This window comes from Pantoea sp. X-Soil-ISGK-285 (genome assembly GCF_059730815.1).
In genome coordinates, this window is the sequence record NZ_AP035939.1 from 389,919 (window position 1) to 411,377 (window position 21,459).

General features: G+C 49.7%; 21 protein-coding genes and 2 pseudogenes. 10 read left to right on the forward strand and 13 right to left on the reverse strand.

All coding sequences use genetic code 11. The annotated features are described in order from the left end of the window. Positions 1-38: 38 nt before the first annotated feature. A complete protein-coding gene (locus AC6I8B_RS21115; protein WP_332837921.1) occupies positions 39-593 on the forward strand; it encodes a P-loop NTPase family protein in 555 nt (184 codons plus the stop codon). A gap of 91 nt (positions 594-684) precedes the next feature. On the opposite strand, the gene AC6I8B_RS21120 is transcribed toward AC6I8B_RS21115, so the two are convergent. From AC6I8B_RS21120 to AC6I8B_RS21130, 3 genes are all read right to left on the reverse strand, one after another. Continuing rightward, positions 685-1,113 carry a GFA family protein gene (locus tag AC6I8B_RS21120; protein ID WP_157353368.1) on the reverse strand — a complete coding sequence of 143 codons (429 nt, stop codon included), beginning with the start codon at positions 1,111-1,113 and terminating at the stop codon, positions 685-687. 185 nt (positions 1,114-1,298) lie between these two features. Beyond that, positions 1,299-1,928, reverse strand: coding sequence for a LysE family translocator (locus tag AC6I8B_RS21125; RefSeq protein ID WP_157353367.1), 630 nt, complete (start codon positions 1,926-1,928; stop codon positions 1,299-1,301). Positions 1,929-2,124: 196 nt separating this feature from the next. Continuing rightward, complete coding sequence (locus AC6I8B_RS21130) at positions 2,125-2,637, reverse strand: GNAT family N-acetyltransferase (RefSeq protein WP_157353366.1); 513 nt, start codon at positions 2,635-2,637, stop codon at positions 2,125-2,127. A gap of 63 nt (positions 2,638-2,700) precedes the next feature. Between AC6I8B_RS21130 and AC6I8B_RS21135 the strand changes: the two genes are divergently transcribed. Then, a complete protein-coding gene (locus tag AC6I8B_RS21135) occupies positions 2,701-3,279 on the forward strand; it encodes an XRE family transcriptional regulator (RefSeq protein ID WP_157353365.1) in 579 nt (192 codons plus the stop codon). 127 nt (positions 3,280-3,406) lie between these two features. On the opposite strand, the gene AC6I8B_RS21140 is transcribed toward AC6I8B_RS21135, so the two are convergent. The 3 genes from AC6I8B_RS21140 to AC6I8B_RS21150 form a co-directional block, all read right to left on the reverse strand. Beyond that, positions 3,407-4,438, reverse strand: a complete 1,032-nt coding sequence (locus AC6I8B_RS21140; RefSeq protein ID WP_010670701.1) for a methionine synthase — start codon at positions 4,436-4,438, stop codon at positions 3,407-3,409. 27 nt (positions 4,439-4,465) lie between these two features. Further along, positions 4,466-5,446: a DUF1852 domain-containing protein gene (locus AC6I8B_RS21145; protein ID WP_157353364.1), complete on the reverse strand. Its 981-nt coding sequence runs from the start codon at positions 5,444-5,446 to the stop codon at positions 4,466-4,468. Between the two features lie 463 nt (positions 5,447-5,909). Further along, the gene (locus AC6I8B_RS21150; protein WP_010247520.1) at positions 5,910-6,620 is read right to left on the reverse strand and encodes an IclR family transcriptional regulator; all 711 of its coding nucleotides are present in this window, start codon (positions 6,618-6,620) and stop codon (positions 5,910-5,912) included. Positions 6,621-6,792: 172 nt separating this feature from the next. Between AC6I8B_RS21150 and AC6I8B_RS21155 the strand changes: the two genes are divergently transcribed. The 3 genes from AC6I8B_RS21155 (at position 6,793) to AC6I8B_RS21165 (ending at position 9,210) form a co-directional block, all read left to right on the forward strand. Further along, positions 6,793-7,485, forward strand: a complete 693-nt coding sequence (locus tag AC6I8B_RS21155) for an RraA family protein (protein ID WP_010247523.1) — start codon at positions 6,793-6,795, stop codon at positions 7,483-7,485. Further along, positions 7,485-8,435: a hydroxyacid dehydrogenase gene (locus tag AC6I8B_RS21160; RefSeq protein WP_157353363.1), complete on the forward strand. Its 951-nt coding sequence runs from the start codon at positions 7,485-7,487 to the stop codon at positions 8,433-8,435. The genes AC6I8B_RS21155 and AC6I8B_RS21160 overlap by 1 nt, the downstream gene beginning before the upstream one ends. A gap of 376 nt (positions 8,436-8,811) precedes the next feature. Further along, positions 8,812-9,210 (forward strand): TonB family protein, encoded by a 399-nt coding sequence (locus tag AC6I8B_RS21165; protein WP_232526468.1) that lies wholly within the window; start codon positions 8,812-8,814, stop codon positions 9,208-9,210. A 253-nt stretch (positions 9,211-9,463) separates the two neighbouring features. Here AC6I8B_RS21165 and AC6I8B_RS21170 read toward each other — a convergent pair whose 3' ends face one another. Next, positions 9,464-10,657: an MFS transporter gene (locus AC6I8B_RS21170; RefSeq protein WP_157353362.1), complete on the reverse strand. Its 1,194-nt coding sequence runs from the start codon at positions 10,655-10,657 to the stop codon at positions 9,464-9,466. Next, the gene (locus tag AC6I8B_RS21175) at positions 10,654-11,181 is read right to left on the reverse strand and encodes a GNAT family N-acetyltransferase (RefSeq protein ID WP_157353361.1); all 528 of its coding nucleotides are present in this window, start codon (positions 11,179-11,181) and stop codon (positions 10,654-10,656) included. Before AC6I8B_RS21175 ends, AC6I8B_RS21170 begins: the two co-directional genes overlap by 4 nt. A 98-nt stretch (positions 11,182-11,279) precedes the next feature. Between AC6I8B_RS21175 and AC6I8B_RS21180 the strand changes: the two genes are divergently transcribed. Further along, the gene (locus AC6I8B_RS21180) at positions 11,280-12,185 is read left to right on the forward strand and encodes a LysR family transcriptional regulator (protein WP_497817752.1); all 906 of its coding nucleotides are present in this window, start codon (positions 11,280-11,282) and stop codon (positions 12,183-12,185) included. Between the two features lie 197 nt (positions 12,186-12,382). Here the strand turns inward: AC6I8B_RS21180 and AC6I8B_RS21185 are convergent, their stop codons facing one another. Further along, a complete protein-coding gene (locus tag AC6I8B_RS21185; RefSeq protein WP_497817753.1) occupies positions 12,383-12,685 on the reverse strand; it encodes a putative quinol monooxygenase in 303 nt (100 codons plus the stop codon). 63 nt (positions 12,686-12,748) lie between these two features. After that, entirely contained in the window at positions 12,749-13,765 is a 1,017-nt protein-coding gene (locus AC6I8B_RS21190) for an NADP-dependent oxidoreductase (protein ID WP_157353359.1), read from the reverse strand. 89 nt (positions 13,766-13,854) lie between these two features. Here AC6I8B_RS21190 and AC6I8B_RS21195 point away from each other — a divergent pair, with 89 nt between their 5' ends. Continuing rightward, positions 13,855-14,805: a LysR family transcriptional regulator gene (locus AC6I8B_RS21195; protein WP_157353408.1), complete on the forward strand. Its 951-nt coding sequence runs from the start codon at positions 13,855-13,857 to the stop codon at positions 14,803-14,805. A gap of 131 nt (positions 14,806-14,936) precedes the next feature. On the opposite strand, the gene AC6I8B_RS21200 is transcribed toward AC6I8B_RS21195, so the two are convergent. Further along, on the reverse strand, positions 14,937-16,277 hold the full coding sequence (locus AC6I8B_RS21200; RefSeq protein ID WP_033768614.1) for an MFS transporter: 1,341 nt from the start codon (positions 16,275-16,277) through the stop codon (positions 14,937-14,939). Positions 16,278-16,754: 477 nt separating this feature from the next. Here AC6I8B_RS21200 and AC6I8B_RS21205 point away from each other — a divergent pair. Continuing rightward, positions 16,755-17,221 (forward strand): annotated as a pseudogene (locus AC6I8B_RS21205) (DUF1203 domain-containing protein). A gap of 153 nt (positions 17,222-17,374) precedes the next feature. Here AC6I8B_RS21205 and AC6I8B_RS21210 read toward each other — a convergent pair. Then, the gene (locus AC6I8B_RS21210; RefSeq protein WP_497817754.1) at positions 17,375-18,250 is read right to left on the reverse strand and encodes a LysR family transcriptional regulator; all 876 of its coding nucleotides are present in this window, start codon (positions 18,248-18,250) and stop codon (positions 17,375-17,377) included. A gap of 100 nt (positions 18,251-18,350) precedes the next feature. Between AC6I8B_RS21210 and AC6I8B_RS21215 the strand changes: the two are divergent. Then, a pseudogene (locus AC6I8B_RS21215) lies at positions 18,351-19,325 on the forward strand (nitrilase family protein). A 491-nt stretch (positions 19,326-19,816) separates the two neighbouring features. Here AC6I8B_RS21215 and AC6I8B_RS21220 read toward each other — a convergent pair. Then, positions 19,817-20,290 (reverse strand): Lrp/AsnC family transcriptional regulator, encoded by a 474-nt coding sequence (locus tag AC6I8B_RS21220; protein ID WP_157353356.1) that lies wholly within the window; start codon positions 20,288-20,290, stop codon positions 19,817-19,819. 472 nt (positions 20,291-20,762) lie between these two features. Here AC6I8B_RS21220 and AC6I8B_RS21225 point away from each other — a divergent pair, with 472 nt between their 5' ends. Then, positions 20,763-21,389 carry a LysE family translocator gene (locus AC6I8B_RS21225; RefSeq protein ID WP_157353355.1) on the forward strand — a complete coding sequence of 209 codons (627 nt, stop codon included), beginning with the start codon at positions 20,763-20,765 and terminating at the stop codon, positions 21,387-21,389. The last annotated feature ends 70 nt before the right edge of the window (positions 21,390-21,459 follow it).

Below are 21,459 nucleotides of genomic sequence, written 5' to 3' on the forward strand. Positions count from 1 at the left end.
TTATCCATTTCAGACAGGGTTAATTCAGAGGAGACGTTGTGAATAGTGCACTTCCATTGGACGCGCTTGGGCCACGCATTTGTATTATGGGTCCCTCGAACAGCGGAAAATCGTCCTTAGCTGAGGCCATTGCTCGCAAAACAGATCTACCAGCAGTTCATCTGGATCAGCTTCACCATATTCCGGACAGTCAATGGATGCCCAGAGCACCGGCAGAATTTCTCCGTTTGCATGCTGAAGCGGTGAGCCAGGAAAGATGGGTGATGGAGGGTAATTACACCAAATGCATTGAAGTACGATTCGCGCGTGCCACAGGCTTAATTCTGCTGGATGTAAAAGTGACAGTGGCACTGCTGCGGTACATTCGCAGATGTTATTCATCCACGCCGCGTATTGGCGGTCTGGGGATGGGCAGAGAGCCGATGAGCCTGGAGATGTTGAAATATATTCTCCGTACTGCCCCGCAGAATCGAAAGCGCCATAAAAAGCTTTACGACCAGGTCAGACTGCCAAAACTTCTGCTTCCTTCTCCCCGCGATGTTAAAGCCTGTTCTGACTACTGGGAATTACAGCTAACGAATAATGATCTATGAATACAGGCTGCCGGAATAACGTCTGTTTTCCGTTAATAGGGTCGCTCTGACTCAGTAACCCTTTTTGAATAACAAAGAAGCACCACTGCCCTCAATCAAAAAGCATTAAGCTTGTCAGAAGAGAGTCCAGCGATTCTACCGGCCCGGCATGATTTGTCTCGGAACGGATTGTGTCCCAGGGCATGGCGTCATCAGTACAATAATCACCAGTGCACTGCATATCGGCAGGCTCATTGAGTAAACCAACCGGAAGCCAGATATAAGGCCTGCCAAGCAACCGGTTAGGCACTGTGGAGCCACAGCTGGCGCAAAAATCGTTGCGATAACCTGTGGGTTTGCGCCATGACGCGATCTGGCTCTCACCGGAAATCCAGCTAAAATCACTCTCTTTTACGATCGTTGCCAGGTTATAGCCGGTTCCGCTCTGTTTTCTGCACAAAGAACAGTGACAACGGTAATAGCGCGTGGGGGTTACTGATATTTCGAAAACAACGGTTTCACACAGACATGCGCCTTTCATTTCATCATCCTGTTCACTCAGATTCCTGGTTTGTCTGACTACTTGCCTGATCATAGTGGTGTTTAAGTAAGGGGCTGCAGTAGCGCTACCGCAACCTTGTTAATTTAATGCCGCTCCGGCTCATTGCATGATCTTTTGCGGATTTGAGCCAGAAGCGGATAACCCCTCGTACACCTTCATCAGTATTAACTGCGGCTGAATACCAGTTTCAGCCCTGCCAGCGTAAAGCAGCAGGCTAATAGCACATCAAGTCCACGACGAATGCGACGGTAAAATGCGCCCATCACGGCGGTTGAGAACAGCAGAGCATAGCCGCCGAACACAACCACGCAAATCACCGCACAGCCGCAGATGATTATCGGCAGCGTGGCGGCGACCACATCCGGCTTCAGTGCAAACGACATAATGGCCACCCAGGTAAGAATCGCTTTGGGGTTGCCGATATGCATCAGTATCCCCTGACGGAACAGTCTGCCATACGCGACACGCTCATCGCTGGCTTTAAAATCGCTGGCCTCAGTGCGGCGTAACGCAGATTTGCCGGCTTTAAACGCCAGCCATAACAGATATAACCCTCCGCCAATTTTTAACACGATCAGCAACTGTGCGAAGGTTGCCAGCACGGTCAGCACACCGCAGGCGGCCAGCAGCGCCCAGAGCATCGAACCACTCACGACACCCGCAGCCAACGCCAGTGCGGCACCCCTGCCCTTTTTCATTGCCGTTCCCATTATCGCCATATTACTTGGCCCGGGACTGGCTGTAGCGACAAAGTAGGTGGTGAAGATCAGGATTAATTCGTGCGAAAGCGCCATGATGTCCTCTGCGATGGATTGTTATTAATCTGTTATATCGGCTGACGTGCAAATTTGCTATCCCCTGGTTCGTTGCGGCTTCGTTTCTCGCTTTAAACGGTCTGCAGCAATCAAACGTTTTCCAGAGATAGCTTTCTTCTGCGGGGATCGGCATCCTGCCGGAAGTATCATCAAAGGATTCGCTTTAAGGGAAAACTCAGGGTCGTTTACGGTCATCCAGACGCAGCTGCAAAAATGTCAAATCCAGCCAGCGTCCAAACTTAGTTCCAACCTCCGTCATTCTGCCAGACTCAATAAATCCCAGTTTTTTATGCAGGGCTATGGATGCTGCATTTTCCGATTCAATCGCCGCCACCATAACGTGCTTCCCGGCTTCGCGAGCAAGCTGGATAAGCCCCTGCATCAGGGCGGCACCCGCGCCTTTACCTCGTGCATCTTTATGAACATAAACCGAATGCTCAACCGTATGACGATATCCGTCCCATGGACGCCAGTCACCATAAGAGGCATATCCCAGCACGGTATCATCATTGTCGTCTGTCGCCACAATCACAGGAAAACCGGCCTGCTGGCGGCTGTTTATCCACGCGATGCGGTTAGCCACATCAATACGATTTTCATTCCAGATGGCTGTGGTGTTAAGCACCGCATCGTTATAAATCTCTGCGATGATTTCAGCATCGCTTTCTACAGCCGCACGGATAATCATGGTGGACACCCCTTTGCTCACTCACTAAAGTAGATGAATTGTTCACTATGATACTTATCCATTATGTTAGATAAAAAGTCCAGCAAAGAAGACAGCCTGAACATCCGCATCGGTCAGAAGGTAAAAGAGGAAAGGGAAAAACGCGGCTGGTCACTTACCGAGCTGGCTGATAACTCAGGCGTTTCACGGGCAATGATCCATAAGATTGAGCGTGGGGAGAGCAGCCCGACGGCGGTTTTGTTAGCGCGCCTCTCAGGCTCGTTTGATATGACTATCTCACAGCTGCTTGCTCAGACTGAAGTGCAAACCGGGACGCTGGTCAGGCATGAAAATCAGCCGGTGTGGCAGGATCCGGAAACCGGCTATCTGCGTCGCCACGTTTCACCGGGCGAGATGCCGGTCGATCTGGTCAGTGTCGAACTGCCGGCAAATACCGCTGTGCCGATGCCGGCAATCTCCTATGTTTCAAGACGCCAGCTGATATGGGTAATTGAAGGGACACTGACTTTTGAAGCAGGTTCCAGCACCTATGAGATGGCTGCTGGCGACTGTCTGGAACTGGGCGATCCGGCTGATTGCGTGTTCAGAAATAAAACGGCTCAGGGCTGTCGATATGCCGTTATCGCACTCCGGCCTGCCTGAGCAGGCAGACGGCATAAATCCCTGAGTAAATCGACCATTGGCAGAGGGATGATTGTCACTCAGTCCGGCTATTGATCGCCTTTTAGAAATCAAATCGACAGCCGGACTGAATCTGCTCAGGGAAAGATTATTTCCCCAGAATCTCTCTGCGGACAATCTCAGCGCCCGCACTTAACGCATGCAGCTTGCCATTGGCAACCTGACGCGGCAGTGGAATCATGCCGCAGTTGGTTGAAGGATAGAGATTTTCAGCATCCACAAACTGCAGCGCTTTGCGCAGCGTATTCGCCACTTCTTCAGGTGTCTCAATGGTATGGGTTGCCACGTCGATGGCACCGACCATGACTTTTTTACCGCGAATCAGCTCGATCAGATCCATTGGAACCCGCGAGTTCTGACACTCCAGGGAGACAATATCGATAGCCGAACGCTGTAATTTTGGGAAGACCTCTTCGTACTGACGCCACTCCGTGCCCAGAGTTTTCTTCCAGTCTGTATTCGCTTTAATGCCGTAGCCGTAGCAGATATGAACCGCGGTTTCACACTTCAGACCTTCGATAGCGCGCTCTAACGCGGCGATGCCCCAGTCGTTCACTTCATCGAAAAAGACGTTAAACGCAGGCTCATCAAACTGAATAATATCCACGCCAGCGGCTTCTAATTCTTTGGCTTCCTGATTCAGAATCTTTGCGAATTCCCAGGCCAGTTTTTCGCGACTTTTATAGTGATTGTCATAAAGGGTATCGATCATCGTCATCGGACCCGGCAACGCCCACTTAATAGGACGATCGGTCAACTTACGCAGGATTTTCGCATCTTCAACAAATACGGGTTTCTGACGTGAGACTTCACCCACCACGGTCGGGACGCTCGCATCATAGCGATTACGGATTCGAACCACTTCACGCTTTTCAAAATCCACACCGCTGAGGTGTTCAATAAACGTCGTCACGAAGTGCTGACGGGTCTGCTCGCCATCACTGACGATATCAATACCGGCCCGAACCTGATCGTCCAGACACAGACGCAACGCATCTCTTTTGCCGTCAACTAACTCTTCATCCTGCAGTTTCCAGGGTGACCAGAGCACCTCTGGCTGCGCAATCCAGGAGGGTTTAGGCAAGCTGCCAGCAGTTGATGTCGGTAATAAGGTTTTCATAGCAGGTGACCTTCTATATTTAATTAATCAAAGAACGGATTCAGCAGACCATTGCGCGAGAAGTGTCTGATTCGGCTTAATAAAATGCGTCTCAGTAAACTTACCCTGTTCGACAGCAAGGCGGCTGCGTTCTTCGCGATCGTAAACAATCCGGGTTAACGAATAATCCTGATGCTGCAGCGTGGGTTGATAGCACTGTCCCGCAGCAGAATTCGCGTTGTAAATTTCAGGGCGATAGATCTTCTGGAAAGTTTCCATGGTGCTGATGGTGCTGATCAGCTCGAGATTGGTGTAATCGCTGAGCAGGTCACCGTGGAAATAGAAAGCCAGCGGCGCAACACTGCCCTGCGGCATGAAGAAACGCACTTTCAGACCCATTTTTCCGAAATAGAAGTCAGTCAGGGAAGGTTCATCCTGCTGATATTCAATGCCCAATACCGGATGCTGATTACCGGTGCGCACGTAGGTGTTTTTGCTCGATACACTCAGGCAGATAACCGGCGATTTACTGAAGTTCTCTTTATAGACCGCTGAGTTCACGAAACTTTTGAAAATATTGCCATGCAGCTGACCAAAATCATCCGGCAGGCTGAATTCAGTCTGACCTTTGTTATGTTCTGACAGAACAACGCTGAAATCATAATCACGCACATAGGAAGAGAAGTTATTGCCGACAATCCCCTCGGTGCGCTGACCGGTTTTATGATCCACGATATGCGTTTTTAAAATCTCAATCGCCGGGAACGTTTCGTCGCTGCTTCCGGGACGAAGATTCAGCTCAGCAGAAATAATCTCAAGTTCAACTGAGTAGCGGTCGCCCTTTGGATTGTCCCAGTGCGCCAGAGAGTTGAAACGATTGTCGATCATCACCAGGGCGTTGTGCAGGTTTTCCTGACGTTTTTCGCCGCGCGCTAAATTAGCGAAGTTAGTCGTCGCCCGCGTATTTTTCGAAGGATTATAGTTTTCGTCGAAACGAATGCGCTTGAGGGTAAAGGCTAAGTTGTTCATCGCTATCGGGTATCCTGGTCGCTGATATGCGTTGTTGCTTTTAAGGGTTATCCAGCGTGGCTATCCCTTTACAACTATTCATATGACTCAAAGTTATTAACAATTCTTACTTTATGCCTCAACACCCGGTTGAAAAAAAGTGATTAAATTTCAACGAACATGAAGGAAATTCATGTTGGGGCAGTAAAGCGGGGAAATTTTCATGAGGCTGCGAGTCTTTTAACACCTGATGTAAAATCCGGGTGTAAAAAGCCTCGCACAAAGAGGGCTTAGCAAGAGATGTCAGAGGTGGCGTGATCTTTCGCCTCCACTTATGGCGCGGAGGCTTTCATGATCCCATAATCAGGCACGCCAGCGTGCTGTTGGTCATTTAGCGGAAATCAATCGGTTCCCACCCGCAGAGCGTTAAAACGCAGCATAGTTGGGGCAACTAATACCTTCCGGTCGCAGCAAAGCAAGACGACTAAATTTTATAAACGTTATCACACATCACTTTATGTGCACCTGATTTTACCGAAAGCCTGCAGGCCGCCTCTTTCATCAGTTTTCCCATCTCACTGTCGCGCATCGATTGCGTCAGGCGTGAAGCCGGACCGGTTAATGCCAGCGCCGCGAGCAGTTTGTTACCTTCACCAAACACCGGTACGGAGAATGCCGCGATATGCGGATCGCGGATACCTGACGTGAAGAGCGGGAGTTCAGGTACAGAGTCAAACAGAGGTTCATTCAGCCCCCAGTAACGAAGCACCTGCCCGATGGCCGAATTATCCAGCGGCAGATAAGTGCCGGGCAGACGTGTTTCACGCAGTCCTTCAGAGGGCTCCGCTCTGAAAAGACAGAGTCGTTGACCGTTTTCAATCACATACCATGTGGCGCTTTCGCCTGTCGCAGTCGCCAGTGCGTGAAGTTCAGGCTGAACGATACTGGCCAGATGAAAGGATTGTTCATAGAGCTTGCCCAGATAAAGCAGTCTTGGCCCCAGGGTATAAACGCCATTGTCGCGACGAATGACATAGTTCATGCGCTCAAGTGAGTTCATCAGACGATAAACTGTCGTTTTATGGTACCCCGAAAGCTGCGCCAGCGCGGTCAGCGTCAGTGATTCCTCACCAGGCCTGAAACAATCCAGCAGCGCCAGCGCTTTTTCTACGGCAATTACGCCTTCATTCCCCATCGGTACGTCCTCCTGTTTGCGACGGCAGGCAGTTTACCGCGCAATTTGTGATTCACATCGTATTTACATCACAAATGAATGCTTAACACTGGTGCGAACTCAATTAACATCGATATAGTAGTTTTATACTGTACAACTTAGTTGTGCCTGGTAAAACAAAGAGGATTAATTTATGCCCCATGCAGAGAATACCTTCATCAATCGCGACATTATCCGTATCGCACCAGAGCGCGTAAAACAGGCTGCTCAGTTTCAGGCGGCAATCCTTGCTGATGTTGCCGGACGACGCGGAACGCTGCACGGTCGCGTAAAACCTGTGTCCCCCACAATGAAAGTCGCCGGACCGGCTATCACTGTCGAGGTGAGACCGGGCGACAACCTGGCGATCCACGCCGCGCTGGCGATTGCCCAGCCGGGCGATGTCATTGTGGTCGATGGCAAAGGCGATATCAGCTGTGCATTAATCGGTGAGATAATGTCCACCCAGGCAGAAGCCTCCGGCATCGCCGGAATTATTATTGATGGTGCGGTGCGTGACGCCGATGCACTGAGCGCGAACGGCTTCCCGGTTTTCTCTGCGGGCCTGAATCCCTGCGGCCCGACCAAGTCCATTGCGGGACGGGTCAACTACCCTGTTTCTGTGGCGGGCGCAGCCATTCAGCCAGGCGATCTCGTCATCGGGGATATTGATGGCGTGGTGGTTCTGCCGCGTGAAGACGTTCCTGCGTTGCTCGAACTGGCCCAGAAAAAACTCGATTTCGAAACCAGCCGTATTGCAGCCATTCGTGATGGCGACCTTCGCGCGCCGTGGTTAGAGAAAGCCCTGCAAACCGCTGGCATGCTGGACGATGGGGAGACGCTCTGATGACAACCTCTTCTCCCGTGATCCTGGTGACGGGTAATGACCTGGCACCGCAGGCAGTAAACCTGCTTAGTGACTTCAGCATTGTTTATGCCGGCAAACAGCCCAGCGAAGATAGCCTGTTCCAGCTCTGCCAGCAGCATAATCCTGTGGCGATTATCGTCCGATACGGAAAAATCAACGCCCGCATTATGGATGCCGCGCCTGACCTGCGGGTTATTTCCAAACACGGCAGCGGCATTGACGTTATCGACCAAAAGGCGGCGGCTGAACGTCATATCAGTGTTCAGTCAGCCCCGGGGGCCAACGCAGCGGCCGTGGCCGAGCATACCTGGGCGTTAATTTTAGCCTGTGCAAAATCGGTGATACCGCTTGATCAGCGCATGCGCCAGGGACACTGGGACAAATCGACCCATAAGTCGGTGGAGCTGGAGGGCAGAACGCTGGGTCTGGTAGGGCTTGGTGCCATAGGCGGTCGTGTTGCCCGCATTGGCCGTGCTTTTGGCATGAAGGTGCTCGCTTATGATCCTTTTGCCCGAACCTTTCCCGATGAGTGTGAATCGTCCTCACTTGACGACCTGCTGCAACAGGCAGATGTCATTTCGCTGCACTGCCCGTTAACCGAACAGACGCAACAGATGATTAACGCTGAGAAACTGGCTCTGTTTAAAAAAGGCGCCATCCTGGTGAACACGGCACGCGGTGGTCTCATTGATGAAGAAGCGCTGTTAGCGGCGCTGGATAATGGCACTGTCGACTGGGCCGCACTGGACAGTTTTGCCACAGAACCCCTGACTGCGCCGCATATCTGGCAGAGTGTTGGAAATGTGATTCTGTCGCCACACATCGGCGGCGTCAGCGATAACTCCTACGTGAAGATGGGCACCGTCGCGGCCAGTAACATATTAAACGTGCTGGCAGAATCGCTGAAAAACGAAAGTCCGGTAGTCTGAACCGCCCTCTCCAGCCGACCAGACAGGTAACAGCGCTTTCTGGTCGGCTGATTAATAGGTTTAATCTGCTGCAATAGAGCGTAATGCTTAGCTGTCAGGTTTTACAACACGAATCTTATTCTGTTCTATGCCGTCCTGGCTTACTTGCCTTCGCCCACATAAATGGGTTTATTACCCTTCAATCGTTAACGACTATTCCGCCTATTGAATGAGGTGGCTGCCTGTAGCGGTTTCTTTGAAGTGTCAATTGAAGGGCATGTGTTATGAAGGATATGTCCGCTATGAGCAAGGAGCGGATGACTAGTTTGCAGCAAGACGGGAGCAGGATTTATTGGGGTTATATCCACTGTTTTTTTGGATTATAACGCGATATTCGATGAGTTCAGCAAATGTCCTTCCGTTGATGTTTAAGTATAATGATAATGTTTATCAACAAAAGGATATTGTTATGTATGGGTTTATGATGATTCTGGCTGTTCTTGTACTTAATGCATGTACCACTTATTCACCTGTTAAAGTTGAACAACCCAAGCCCCTTCGACAAGATCGACCCGTTTACCCATACTATGCGGCTAAGAACCGGATAGAAGGTATGGTTAAGTTTAACTTTGACGTTGATGCAGAAGGCAGGGTAAGTCAGATGAGAATTATCGAGTCTACACCAGACCACTTGTTCGATAATGCTGTAATAACAGCCGTATCAAAATGGCGTTTTGAAAAGGGCAAACCTGCCAGGAATCTTCCCATGACTGTAAAATTAAAAGTGCAAAAATAGATTTAATTTTAAGGCTGCATAAATGAAAATTAATGACTGTAATTCAGGAGGTTATTATGGCTGAATGTTCTTCTTCTAAATATTAATATAAATTATTATCCGATGTCCGCTTCTGGCACAAAGCGGACATCTGCATCAGATAAAGTCCGATATGTGCGAAAAGCGAAAACACAAGATACGGATTAATCCAGATCAAATCCTGATAGTATCGCGAACCGTATCAAACGTTTTTCCCGGGCAGATGTAGTATTTTCTAATCACGGCTCTGTACTCCTGAGCCGGAATGACGTCGCCAGAGCACTACGGAAATCGCCGTAATGAACAGTGTCAGGAAAGCTGAAATAAGCAGCGTACCGCCTACGCCGTCCCGTTCCAGCAGCATGGCATAAGCAGAAGGGGCAAGTGCCGCGAGAAAAAATCCTGGTGATAACAGCATGCCTGTTTTGCGGGCGTAATGTTGCGGATCAAACAGCACGAGAGGAAGTAAGGCCTTCACGACCGTGCACAGTCCGTTCACGGCTCCATAACCCAGGACGAAGAGGGCTGTTGCCACAGGCGTAACGTACCCCGCAAGGCCGGTCATAAAACAGAGTGGCAGCAGGATACCGGTAATAAGGTTCAGGCGTAGTGCGGAGATTCGTGCGCCGGAGGCCACGTCCAGCAGGCGGGCACTCACCTGTCCCACGCCCCAAAGCATGCCGGCCAGGGCAGGCATGCTATAAGCGGCCAGTATCTGGGGGAAATGCGTAGACACGCCGGTGGAGACAAAGCTGAGCAGCGCTATCAGGGCGGCATACCACAGGCCGCTGATAAATCCTTTTCGTTTCTCTGCGGTCCCTGCCGCCGGAAGCTCAGAGCGACCAGCAGCAGGAGGTTTTACCCGACGGCCTGCCGGAACGGCGGTCAGAAAAAGCAGGCCCACCAGACCCGCACACCCGTAAACGAGTAAGGCATGCCGCCAGTCGGTAATTTGCAGCAGGGCCGCGCCAGCAGTCCAGAACACAGCTGACGCGAGGCCGCCCAGCAGTGTAACCAGAGAGACTGCTCTTCGGGCCCCGGCACCTGCGGTTTCCCCAAGCAGGGCAAACGCAGCGTCATACAAGGCAAGGCGCATGCCGACACCCGTCAGGACCCAAACCGCAATCCATGCCACCGTGGAATGGGTAATCGCCATCAGAAAACACCCAATGGTTATGGCGAAGGTTCCCGCCATCATCATCATGCGTCCTCCGGTCCGGGCCATGACGGAACCGGTCAGCGGTGAAACCAGCCCCATAACCAGCATGGCAACGGTCAGACCAGAGAATGTCACCACGGGAGACCAGCCCGTCTCCGCCATGATGGCGGCTCCGAAAACGCCCGGCATGTAGAACGTAATACCCCAGTTAATAAGCTGTGTCATACCGATACAGAAAATGCTGCGGCCTGTCAGATGTCCGGCTGTCAAACTATGCTCTCCGCAAGCGTGGAGTCGCCCTGTCCAAGCGTGCGCTGCAGAATGACCGTATCGAGCCAGCGCCCGTGCTTGAATCCTACCGAACTGAGTGTGCCAGTGATGCTGAAGCCTGCGGCGCGGTGCAGGGCAAGGGAGGCAGTATTTTCGCTATTACCTACCACGGCCACGAGCTGGCGAAAGCCACGGGCTTCTGCCCAGGCTATCGCACGGGATAACAGCATTTTGCCGTAGCCCCGCCCCTGACAAGTGGCGTCAATATAGACTGAGTCTTCCAGGGTAAACCGGTAGGCGCGCCGTTCCCTGTAAAATGACAGGTAGCAGTATCCCCGGACTTGCCCATCATCAACCGCCACAAACCAGGGCAGTCCTGCTGAACGCACCTTTTGCAGGCGGGCTGCCATTTCAGGTACATCTGGCGGTTCGGTTTCAAAAGTGGCGGTGCCATGTAATACGTGATAAGCATAAATCTGCTGGATAGCAGTAATATGTCTTTCATCTGCTTCGGTTATTTCCATCGGTATTGCTCTTTATCCGGTCAGAAACAAAGATTAACCCGGGTAAATAATTTCAGACAGGCCGCGGGACTTATCAGCGGTATAAGGAAAACTTTGGCATGGCAAACCTGAACCTTGATCACCTTGCTACTTTCAGGATGGTCATCAGCCGGGGCAGTTTCTCCGGAGCGGCAGAAGCTCTCGGACTATCACAGCCTGCTGTCAGCCTGCAGATAAGACAGCTGGAGCAGGCGCTCCATGTCCGGCTTATTGAGAGAACCAGCCGGGGGATAAGGCCCACTCCTGCCGGACTGACTTTTTCTGAGCACTGTATGAAAATTGATTCAGTGGTAAATACGGCCATTGAATCGGTGTCTCTGCATTCAGACGACATCACCGGCACCGTTACTGTTGGCACTGGTGCAACAGCCTGTATTCATCTTCTGCCTCCCTTACTGCAACAGCTGCGACAGGCACATCCCCTGCTGAAAGTAGACGTACGCACGGGCAATACTTCCGATATTGTTCGGAGCGTAGGGGAGAATCGTATAGACATTGGACTTGTAAGGCTTCCAGTAACCGGCAAATGCCTGAGCGTAAGCCCGCTGGGTACTGATGAGTTTGTTGTTATCATGGAAAAGGATGCATCAGAGCAGAGTGCCAACCCGCTGTCTCCCGACGCCCTTTTGTCACTGCCGCTGATTATCTTTGAACCCGGAAGCGGGACACGCGCCCTAATCGACGAATGGTTCCGGTATGCCGGGCATACTGCCAGCCCTGTGATGGAACTTGGCAGTATTGAAGCAATCAAAAGAATGGTACGTTCCGGTCTGGGCTACAGCATCGTTCCCCTTATGTCCGTTGCTGGTATGGAAGAAAGTCAGGGTCTCAGCCTTTACTCTGTGACGCCCTCGCTTCACCGGACTCTGGGGACAGTAATGCGGGAGGATCGGATTGTCAGCAGGGGCATAAGTGAAGTGCTGAAAAGACTAAACGCCAGTTTTGCAAAAGATGAAAGCAGATAAATATCACTCAATATATTTATCTGACAGATCCGGCCTGCTCAGCTCCGAAAAATATCCTTGCTGCTTAAGCCTCTGATGTCCGCTTCTGGCACAAAGCAGACCATCGTCCAGGCTTATGCCTGCTATGAGCGAAGAGCGATTACTCACAGATCCGAGGCTTGATAATAAAGTACTCTCGATTTAAATAAGATTTTTATTTACCCATCCATAAGCCCTCTCTCGTTACAGGCGTCATATTTGAAGAGTTCCCCCTTCATTTTTCCCTGCCATCGGTTTATAAACTCTACCGTGTCGGTTTTTATAAGATGGGCATTGAGCGCGTCCTGATCCACCCATCGTTCTGATATAAGCAATCTTCCGGTCTGATAGTCCTCCACGGCAGCGTTATACAAAAGGTTTACATCACGTTGTCGAACGGCATTCGCCAATAACTTAAGTTCTCCCATAAATTGTTCCAGGACAGAAGGATCAATGTACATATAACCGGAAATGATAAGCATCTTATTTTTCCTTTAACTGACTACTATTCGCCCTCAGAAAATGACTGATCAGGTATGGGGTTATCAGAAGTTAGTCAGCACAATTTTGCCCTGGATACTTCCTGACGAAGCGCGCTGATGTGCGGCTGATGCCATGGCTAACGGATAGGTGCTGTCAATCACGACGTTGATAATGCCTTTTTCCAGTAAAAGCCCCGCTTCAGATAGCTGCAGACCACTTGAACGCACTTGCGTTGTTGACACAGTAATCCCTTTTTGAGCGGCCTCAGTCTGCCCGGTAAAACTCAAAGGATTCACCAGAAATAGTGCTCCGCCCTGTCTGATGCAGCTTAAAAAGCGCTCTATATGCTTTCCGCCAACAGCATCAATAACCAGATCGACGTCTTTCACTACATTCTCAGCGGCTACTTTGGTGTAGTCGATAAAATCATCTGCGCCCAGTTCGCGCATAAGCACTTCATGACGGGAAGAAGCGACGGCAATGACTCTCGCACCCTTCCACTTCGCGATCTGAACAGCAATGTGCCCTACGCCACCTCCTGCACCGTTAACCATCACCGTCTGGCCTTCAAGCAGAACCGGTTTATGGTTGAAAGATTGAAACGGATTGGGCGCATCATGGCCGACGTCGACAAGAAATTGCCACGCGGTGAGCAGTGACATCGGGGCACCCGCGGCCTGGATATGGTCTATTCCCTGAGGTTTTAACGCCACCTCTGATGCAGGAACGCTTACATAGTCGGCATAAGCTCCACTACCGGCCATTACCCCATCAGGAAAACGCACCATTGAATAGACTTCATCTCCGGTGCTGAATGCGGAAACATTTTCGCCCACGGCTTCTATAACACCTGAAACATCCGTTCCCAGGATTAAGGGAAAGTGGGGTTCGGGCCGCCACTCAGGCGGAAGCGCCCGATAACCATCACGCAGATACAAGTCTGGTGGGTTCAGACTTGCGGCATGCACGCGCACAAGGACTTCGTCAGCCCCGATAGTTGGGCGGGGTGCATCTTCATACCTGAGATTCTCCGGGCCACCAAACGCATGTAGCTGTACTGCTTTCATCATTTCAGTCATGGCAATTTCACTCCAACACAGATTCAGGTGCCAGAATATGACCAATTGTGATGATTGATAATGGGGCTGGATTTCGCTTTAATATTGCCATGAAGGAACAAATAATCTTTGAAAGACTAACAGGTCTGATTGCATTCGCTCGTGCGGGATCGCTCGGCAGCTTTACCGCTGCCGCTCGCTCGCTGGCAGTTTCCCCTTCCGCGATAAGTAAAAGTATTCAGAGACTGGAGCAGCGTCTTGGCATCACATTGTTCACCCGAACCACCCGTTCGCTGGTGCTGACTGCTGAGGGTCGTGAACTGCACGAGCGCACGCTGCAGTTATTACGCGATGCTGAGGAGCTTGAGCAGGTCGCCATGCGATCGCGAGAGGAGCCAGCGGGAACATTACGCATTGCGGCATCGTTTCCGATTGGTGTTCATGTGATCGCGCCTCTCCTTCCGCAATACTGTGCACTTCATCCTAAAGTGACAATCGACTTAAAGCTGAGTGATCGCGTAATTAGCATTGTTGACGAGAGTATTGATATAGCCATCCGGATCGGCGACCTCGCAGATTCAAATCTTCTGTCGCGTCGCCTGTCGCCATATCAAATAGGTTGTTATGCTTCGCCAGATTATTTGACCCGATGCCCGGAACCCGAACACCCCAATGATCTTATCGGGCATAAAACGGTTAATTTGCGATATCAAAATACGGGGCAGATTTTTCGCTGGCCGTTCCGGGTTGGCGAGCGGGAGATTGAAATTGTGCCATCATATGCTGTCATCGTCGATGCAAGCGAGGCCGTTATCGCGGCTGTGGCTGCCGGTGCCGGAATAGGCATGGTGTCGAGTTTTATGGCTGCTTCCTGGGTTAAGCGCGGGGAGTTAGTGCCCCTTCTCACTGATTTTTCAGTAGAGCGGCATAATATTTCTGCGGTATGGCATGCGAGCAGGCGTTCAAATCCTGCTGTACGCGCCTTTATTGATCTCATGCTTAACAGTTCTGAACTGGGTATTGTCAGTAAATCCCCAAAGGTAAGTTCTTTCCGCATCTGACACATAACAGACATCAACAACCAGCAGACTGATTCAGGTAATGACAGGATGTGGAATGTTTATATGGCAGAGATAAAGCCGGAAGAACCCGCCTGCAGAGGCGCTGCTAAGCGTCTGCAGGCGAGATTACTTTATTTACTGACTGACGAAGCGCTATTTTCAACGTCGATGGTTAACTCTTTTTTGCGGCCCATGACCAGCACGGCAATGCCCCCGATGCCACAGAGGATAGCCAGTGGCACCATGGCCAGCGTATGACTGCCGGTCGCCTGATTGATAATGCCATAAACATTGACCATCACCCCACCGCCGATCAGGTTCGCCATCGCACCGATAGCCGCCAGACCCGCTGCAGCGGTAGTCGATGACATCCATCCCGATGCCAGCGCCCAGAAAGGTCCTTTCATTGAGTAGGCTCCGATTAATACCAGCGACAGGATTACTACACTGCCGGTCAGACTATTGGTGATAAAGGCTGACAGCAGGCCACCTGCAATTAAGAACAGCGTTAACGCAGTGTGCCAGCGACGCTCTCCGCTGCGGTCAGAACTTCTGCCCCAGATAATCATCAGAATGGAGGCCAGGCCGTAGGGAATCGCATTGACTAAACCGGTGGTGAAGTTATCCAGTCCAAACGATTTAAGCAGTTGCGGAGACCAGACGCTCAGCGTTGAGCCCGCCGCAGACGCGCCTGCATAAATCAGCGCCATCACCCAGATATGTTTGTGACGCAGCAACTGCCACAAAGAGATATGACCTATCGCCTTCTTCTTCGCATTTTCGGCTTCGAGTGTGCTGTTCAGCCACGCTTTTTGTTCCTGATTTAACCAGCTGGCATTAGTGGGACGATTGCTCAGTAAAAAGAAGGCTGCAATTCCCAGAATGACCGCCGGAATACCCTCCAGGATAAATAACCAGTGCCAGCCACGCATACCGTACCAGCCATCCAGTGACAAAATCAGACCAGAAATGGGCGATCCAATAAAGTTCGCCGCAGGAATGGCCACCATAAAGGTAGCAATCACGCGTGCACGGTACTTTCCGGGGATCCAGTAAGTCAGATAAAGAATGACGCCAGGGAAAAATCCAGCCTCAGCGGCACCCAGTAAAAAGCGCAATATATAGAGTGTATTGGCACTTTCAACAAAGGCGGTACAGACAGAGATGATACCCCACGACACCATGATGCGAGAGATCCAAATCTTTGCGCCAATTTTCTGCATGGCCAGATTGCTGGGTACTTCAAACAGGAAGTAACCGACAAAAAACAGACTACTCGCAAAACCAAATACCGCTTTCGACAACCCTAAATCTTCGTTCATCTGCAACGAAGCCATCCCAATGTTGCCGCGATCGATAATGGCAATCAGATAACAAACAATCAGGAAGGGCAAAATGCGCCAGACCACCTTCTTAACGGTCTGCTGCTCAATATCGGCAGAGAAAGTCGTGATGTGCTGTTTTTCAGACATGATGATCCTCACAATTTTGTCATCGCTTTACGTGCAATCCGCAAAGCGTTTTGTTTTACTCTGTAAAACTGCAATGTACTGAGTAAAACCATTATCACGATAAAAATTCTTTCCCGCCGGAAGATGTAATGAGGTTGTGTTATTTGTCACAAAAAAGTATTCGTCAACCTTAGTTTATGTGACGAGTATGTCGTTACCGGGCGGAGTTCAGCGATCTTTTTAATGAAGTGACGACAGAAGAACCGGAAGGATTGAGAGGGAACAGAGTAATTTGAGTGCAGCGGTCGGGTTATGAGGTCTTAGCGCTTGTGTGAAGGTATCAGCCAGCGTCTGAGAAGTTCGCAGCTGATGAAGCACTCGCCTGCCACTGTCGAACGGCCACATCATAAAATTCCCTGACCGATAACGGCGAGTTTCTCCTCACAGTATTCGATAACGTCATTATTCGCGGTGTTATGATGAAAAGAGAGGGATGCTATAAAATATAAAATTTCTGGCCTGAACGCCGGGCAATTTGCTCATCTTTTTGGACAGAGCGATGAATATCTGAAAAAACACCATGCAGTACGACAAACGGTAGAGTGCTATCCGGGTTATCCCGACAGAATCTCATTGTGCGATATCCCCGCTGGAGAAAGCGCCTTCCTGATTAATCACATCTATCAGCCTGCCGACACGCCCTATTTTGGTACTCATGCAATCTATATATGGGAGGGATGCACACGGCAAGGCATTTACATCAATGAATTACCTGAAGTCCTGCTAAGCAGAACGCTGTCATTAAGGGCCTATGACGGAAAGCATTTTTTAAAAGAGGCGGATATAGCTGAGGGTAAAGTTGCTAAAGATCTCATCGGCCATTTTTTTGCCCGAAGATTAGTTATATCCAGATACATAATGCGAAACGGGGATGCTATTCCTGCTGTGCAGAACGTTTTGAATGACGGTTTGTATTGAGAAGCCCTATCCGCAACAGGAAATTATTCGTCTCCAGGGTCGCTTCCGTATCATGACCCTCTTCTGAAGAGGGTACTAAGAATTATGTCAGTAATCCTGCCCTATCCAATATGGCAAAAGGAGTACCTGTTTCTGGAGGGTCAGACGTCATGAAGCGCGATGCCCTTTTTAATACTGGCAATAAAATTATCACGGATTATATCCTCGTGGTTCGCGTTCCAGGCAATGCCAACTTTCCAGCTTATTGACTCACCTGTTAACGGAATAATAACCAGCTCCGGCGGTGCAATATGCATAACACTGTATGGCACAAGGGCAACACCCGTGCCCGCGATGACCAGCGCGACAATAGTTTGTATATCATCACTCAATTGAGTGGATGATATGAAAAGCGCGTTGTCATGAAGAAAGCGATCAATTTGCGCATTTAAACCCCGTCCTCGCCCGGCATGAAGTCGCAATAGAGGGCGTTTCTTCAGCCAGTCATCAACAGGCAATGACGGTGAACTTGCAGGCGCAATCAAAACCAATCGATCGGTAAACAATGGCAGGTAATCCAGCGCTACAGGAGGCGGAACTCTGACAAAACCGATCTGGAGCTCATCATTTTGCAAAAGTTCGTACTGCTGGAAGGAAGGAAGATCCGTCAATGACATCTCTATCCCCGGACACTCCCGACGAAATTCTGCCATACAGCGTGGTGCAAGGTAAAAACTTGAGAGACCGAACCCCACGGCTAAATGCCCTTCAATCCCTTTTGAAACGCGCTCTGCATGATGCATAAATAATCGGGATTGCCTGACCACTTTTTCAGCCTCTGGCAGCAGACGCCTGCCACCGCCCGTGAGTGTGGCTCCATGTCGCCCCCGCGTAAACAGTGACGTTTCCACCAGGGACTCAAGGAGATTAATCTGCTTGGTCAATGCAGGTTGCGAAATAAACAACGCCCGTGCCGAGTCGGCATAATTTCTTTTTTCAGCCAGCATCAAAAAGGCCTTAAGCAAGCGGATGTTCATTTTTACATTCCAAAAGGTTATCGAAACCGGAAATGTTTTGATTATACAGTTATCAGCAATGGTTATGTAATTCAGTTTCGATTATTACCGGAGAAGTACCATGAGCAACCATACATCCTTAAAAGCTGCCACCGTGCAATTTCAGCATCTGGCAAATAACAAAAATTATAATCTGCTGATAATGGAGAAATTTATTGAACAGGCAGCGATTGAGCAGGTGAAAATCCTCACATTCCCGGAAATGTGTATTACCGGCTACTGGCATGTACCCAAACTCACCTCGGCTGAGGTAACTGCTCTCGCCGAGCCGATCGAGGGGAGTCCTTCCCTTACGTTGATTCGTTCCCTGGCGATGAAACATCAAATGCTGATTGGCGCCGGGCTTATCGAAAGAGCCGATGATGGCCGCCTCTATAATGCGTATGTTGCCTGTATGCCGGACGGCTCAATGCATACTCATCGCAAACTCCACGCTTTTGAACATCCGTCAATCAGCAGCGGTGACCGCTTTACCGTTTTTGAAACGCCCTAGGGAGTAAAAGTAGGTATCCTCATTTGCTGGGACAATAATCTGGTAGAAAATGTGCGTGCAACGGCATTGCTGGGTGCAGATATTCTTCTCGCGCCACATCAGACAGGCGGTACCGATTCCCGCAGTCCTTATGCGATGAAACCCATTCCGCTGACGCTCTGGGCGGAACGGGAAACGCGAAGGGAAGAAATTACTGCTGCATTCAAAGGGGCAAATGGTCGGGAATGGCTGATGAGGTGGCTGCCCGCTCGTGCGCATGACAACGGTTTATTTATTCTCTTCAGTAACGGCGTAGGTGCAGATGATGATGAGGTGCGCACAGGTAATGCAATGATCCTGGATCCTTATGGAAGAATCATTAATGAAACCTGGGCAGCGGAAGATTTTATGGTGAGCGCTAACCTTGATTTGAGTCTGCTTGCAATGAGTACCGGACGTCGCTGGATCCATGGTCGCCGTCCTGATTTATACCATATTCTGACACAACCGCAGGGCTACGAACGTGATGCGATTAGCGCCCGATTTTCTGATGAGACGCCTTAAATAGGCTCGGCGACTGAAATCATCCAGTCGCAAGAAAGATTGTCAGGGCGCGGCATCGTGAAAACCCCGCCCTGACATTAAAGCTTAAACTACGCCGGCAAATCCCGGTACAACGGTTATCGTCACGGTAAAGCATGGACTTTATGGCTGGGGGAAGATTGATGGCATAATTTCATGTAAATAAGCGTCTCTTTTTAAGCTGACTTTGGCTGAAGAGAGGCTATGAATTAAAGTTTAAGCTGCTGGCTGCTCCGTTTTGAAAGGCACTATTGGCCGTTATCAACAATCAAGTCATCACAAATACTCGTGTTGTTAAAGCAGAAAAATGAGGAGAGTCAGCACGCTCGCTAACGCTATGCCACTATTAACTTGTGTAAGATCATGCCGGATATCAGTTTTGTGCGCTGAATAACGCAGGTAGCGTGCCTGATCATTAAATCCGCTCTATGCGGAATTGATAATCAGTCACTGGGCATCCCGTCAGCAATAGACTACTCAGAGATTTTCTTAATAGGATAACTAACGAGTGGTTTGATCTCTTTAAGCACAAACATACTCTGCATTTCTTTAATTCCTGGCAATCTGCGTACCACTGACATTGCAAAATCAGCATAGGAGTCCAGATCTGAAGCCACAACCTGTAGCAGAAAGTCAGCATCCCCACCGATGCTATAACAGGCAACCACATCCTCCAGGGCAGTCACTTCCTCTTCAAATTTTCTGGCCTCCGCTTCGCTATGGCTGTCAATGACGACCCGAATGAAAACCATTACTCCCAGCCCAATTTTCTTGCGGTCAAGAACAGCACGATAGCCCTGAATAACTTTATCTTCCTCGAGCTTACGAACTTTGCGCCAGCAGGGAGATGCTGAAATGTTTATCTTCTCCGCCAGCACCTGGTTAGTTACCCGGGCATCGTCCTGTAAAATTTCGAGAATTTTAATATCTGTCGAACTGAGCGTCATAAGGGGAAATTCCTTTCTTTATGGAGGCGGTTTAGGGTTACTTTTACCTAAAAACAGGCGTTAAGTAAATAATATAGGTAACAATTTTCCGCTTTCCTGCTGCATAATATCTTTACTTTTCCAGCCTGTTATTACAAACAATATAAGGAAAAACTGAACCCTGATTTAATGCATATGATTCAATTTAATTTAAAGAATGCCGGGAGCCGATCATCTCTTGAAGAGAGGATCAGATAGAACACTGCGCGCACATGAAAATTAAACTTGTCATCTGCGTAGTTAAATTAATGCAGTAATATCCGCCATGCAATAATTGAACATCCACTTTCAACGTTAAACCAACTGATAAAAAGGATGCATATCTTTCACCCTTAATTAAGCTTTTTATATGACAACCATCGTTCATAACCAGGCATTTTTAAACAACTAACGCTGTTGCCTTTTACCGAAGTGCATTTCAACAGGAATAACTATGTCAGGAGCTACTGAAATACTATCTTATATTGCTGCACTCGGTTTAGCTGCTGCAATTCCGGGTCCGGGGATGACTGCATTAGTCGCTCGCAGCGTGAGTGGGGGCGCAATAACAGGCTTTACGATGCTGGCCGGTCTCATTCTCGGAGATTTGATTTATTTATCTGTGGCGGTATTTGGTCTGGCGGTGATCGCTCATACCTATACCTCTCTCTTTACGCTGATTAACTGGGCTGCCTCACTCTTTTTATGCCTGCTGGCATGGCAGTTCTGGTGCCACCAGCCTCAGGCAATAAATATCGATCAAAAAGCGACAAAACGAGAACTGGCATCAGTCTGGTTTTCAGGGCTGACCATAACGCTGGGAAACCCTAAAACCATCGCTTTCTATCTGGCTATACTGCCTCTGGTTATCTCTCTCGATAATGTATCTTTTCAGTTGTGGGGAGGACTGCTGGTTCCGCTTACCGTGTTAGTCCTTTTGAGTGTGGGAGCCGTTTTTATTTTTGCAGCCCTCAGAATACGCCATCTCCTGACCAGCGCTAAAGCGCAACGACTCCTTTTCCGTTCAGCCGGTACCATCATGATGCTGGCCGCGGCTGGAATGGTGGTAAAGACTCTTTAGCGTTCATTACCACCTCCTCTGCCTCAGGAAAAGGGGGCCGGTCTCGTGGTCTTGATAGAAAATGATCAAG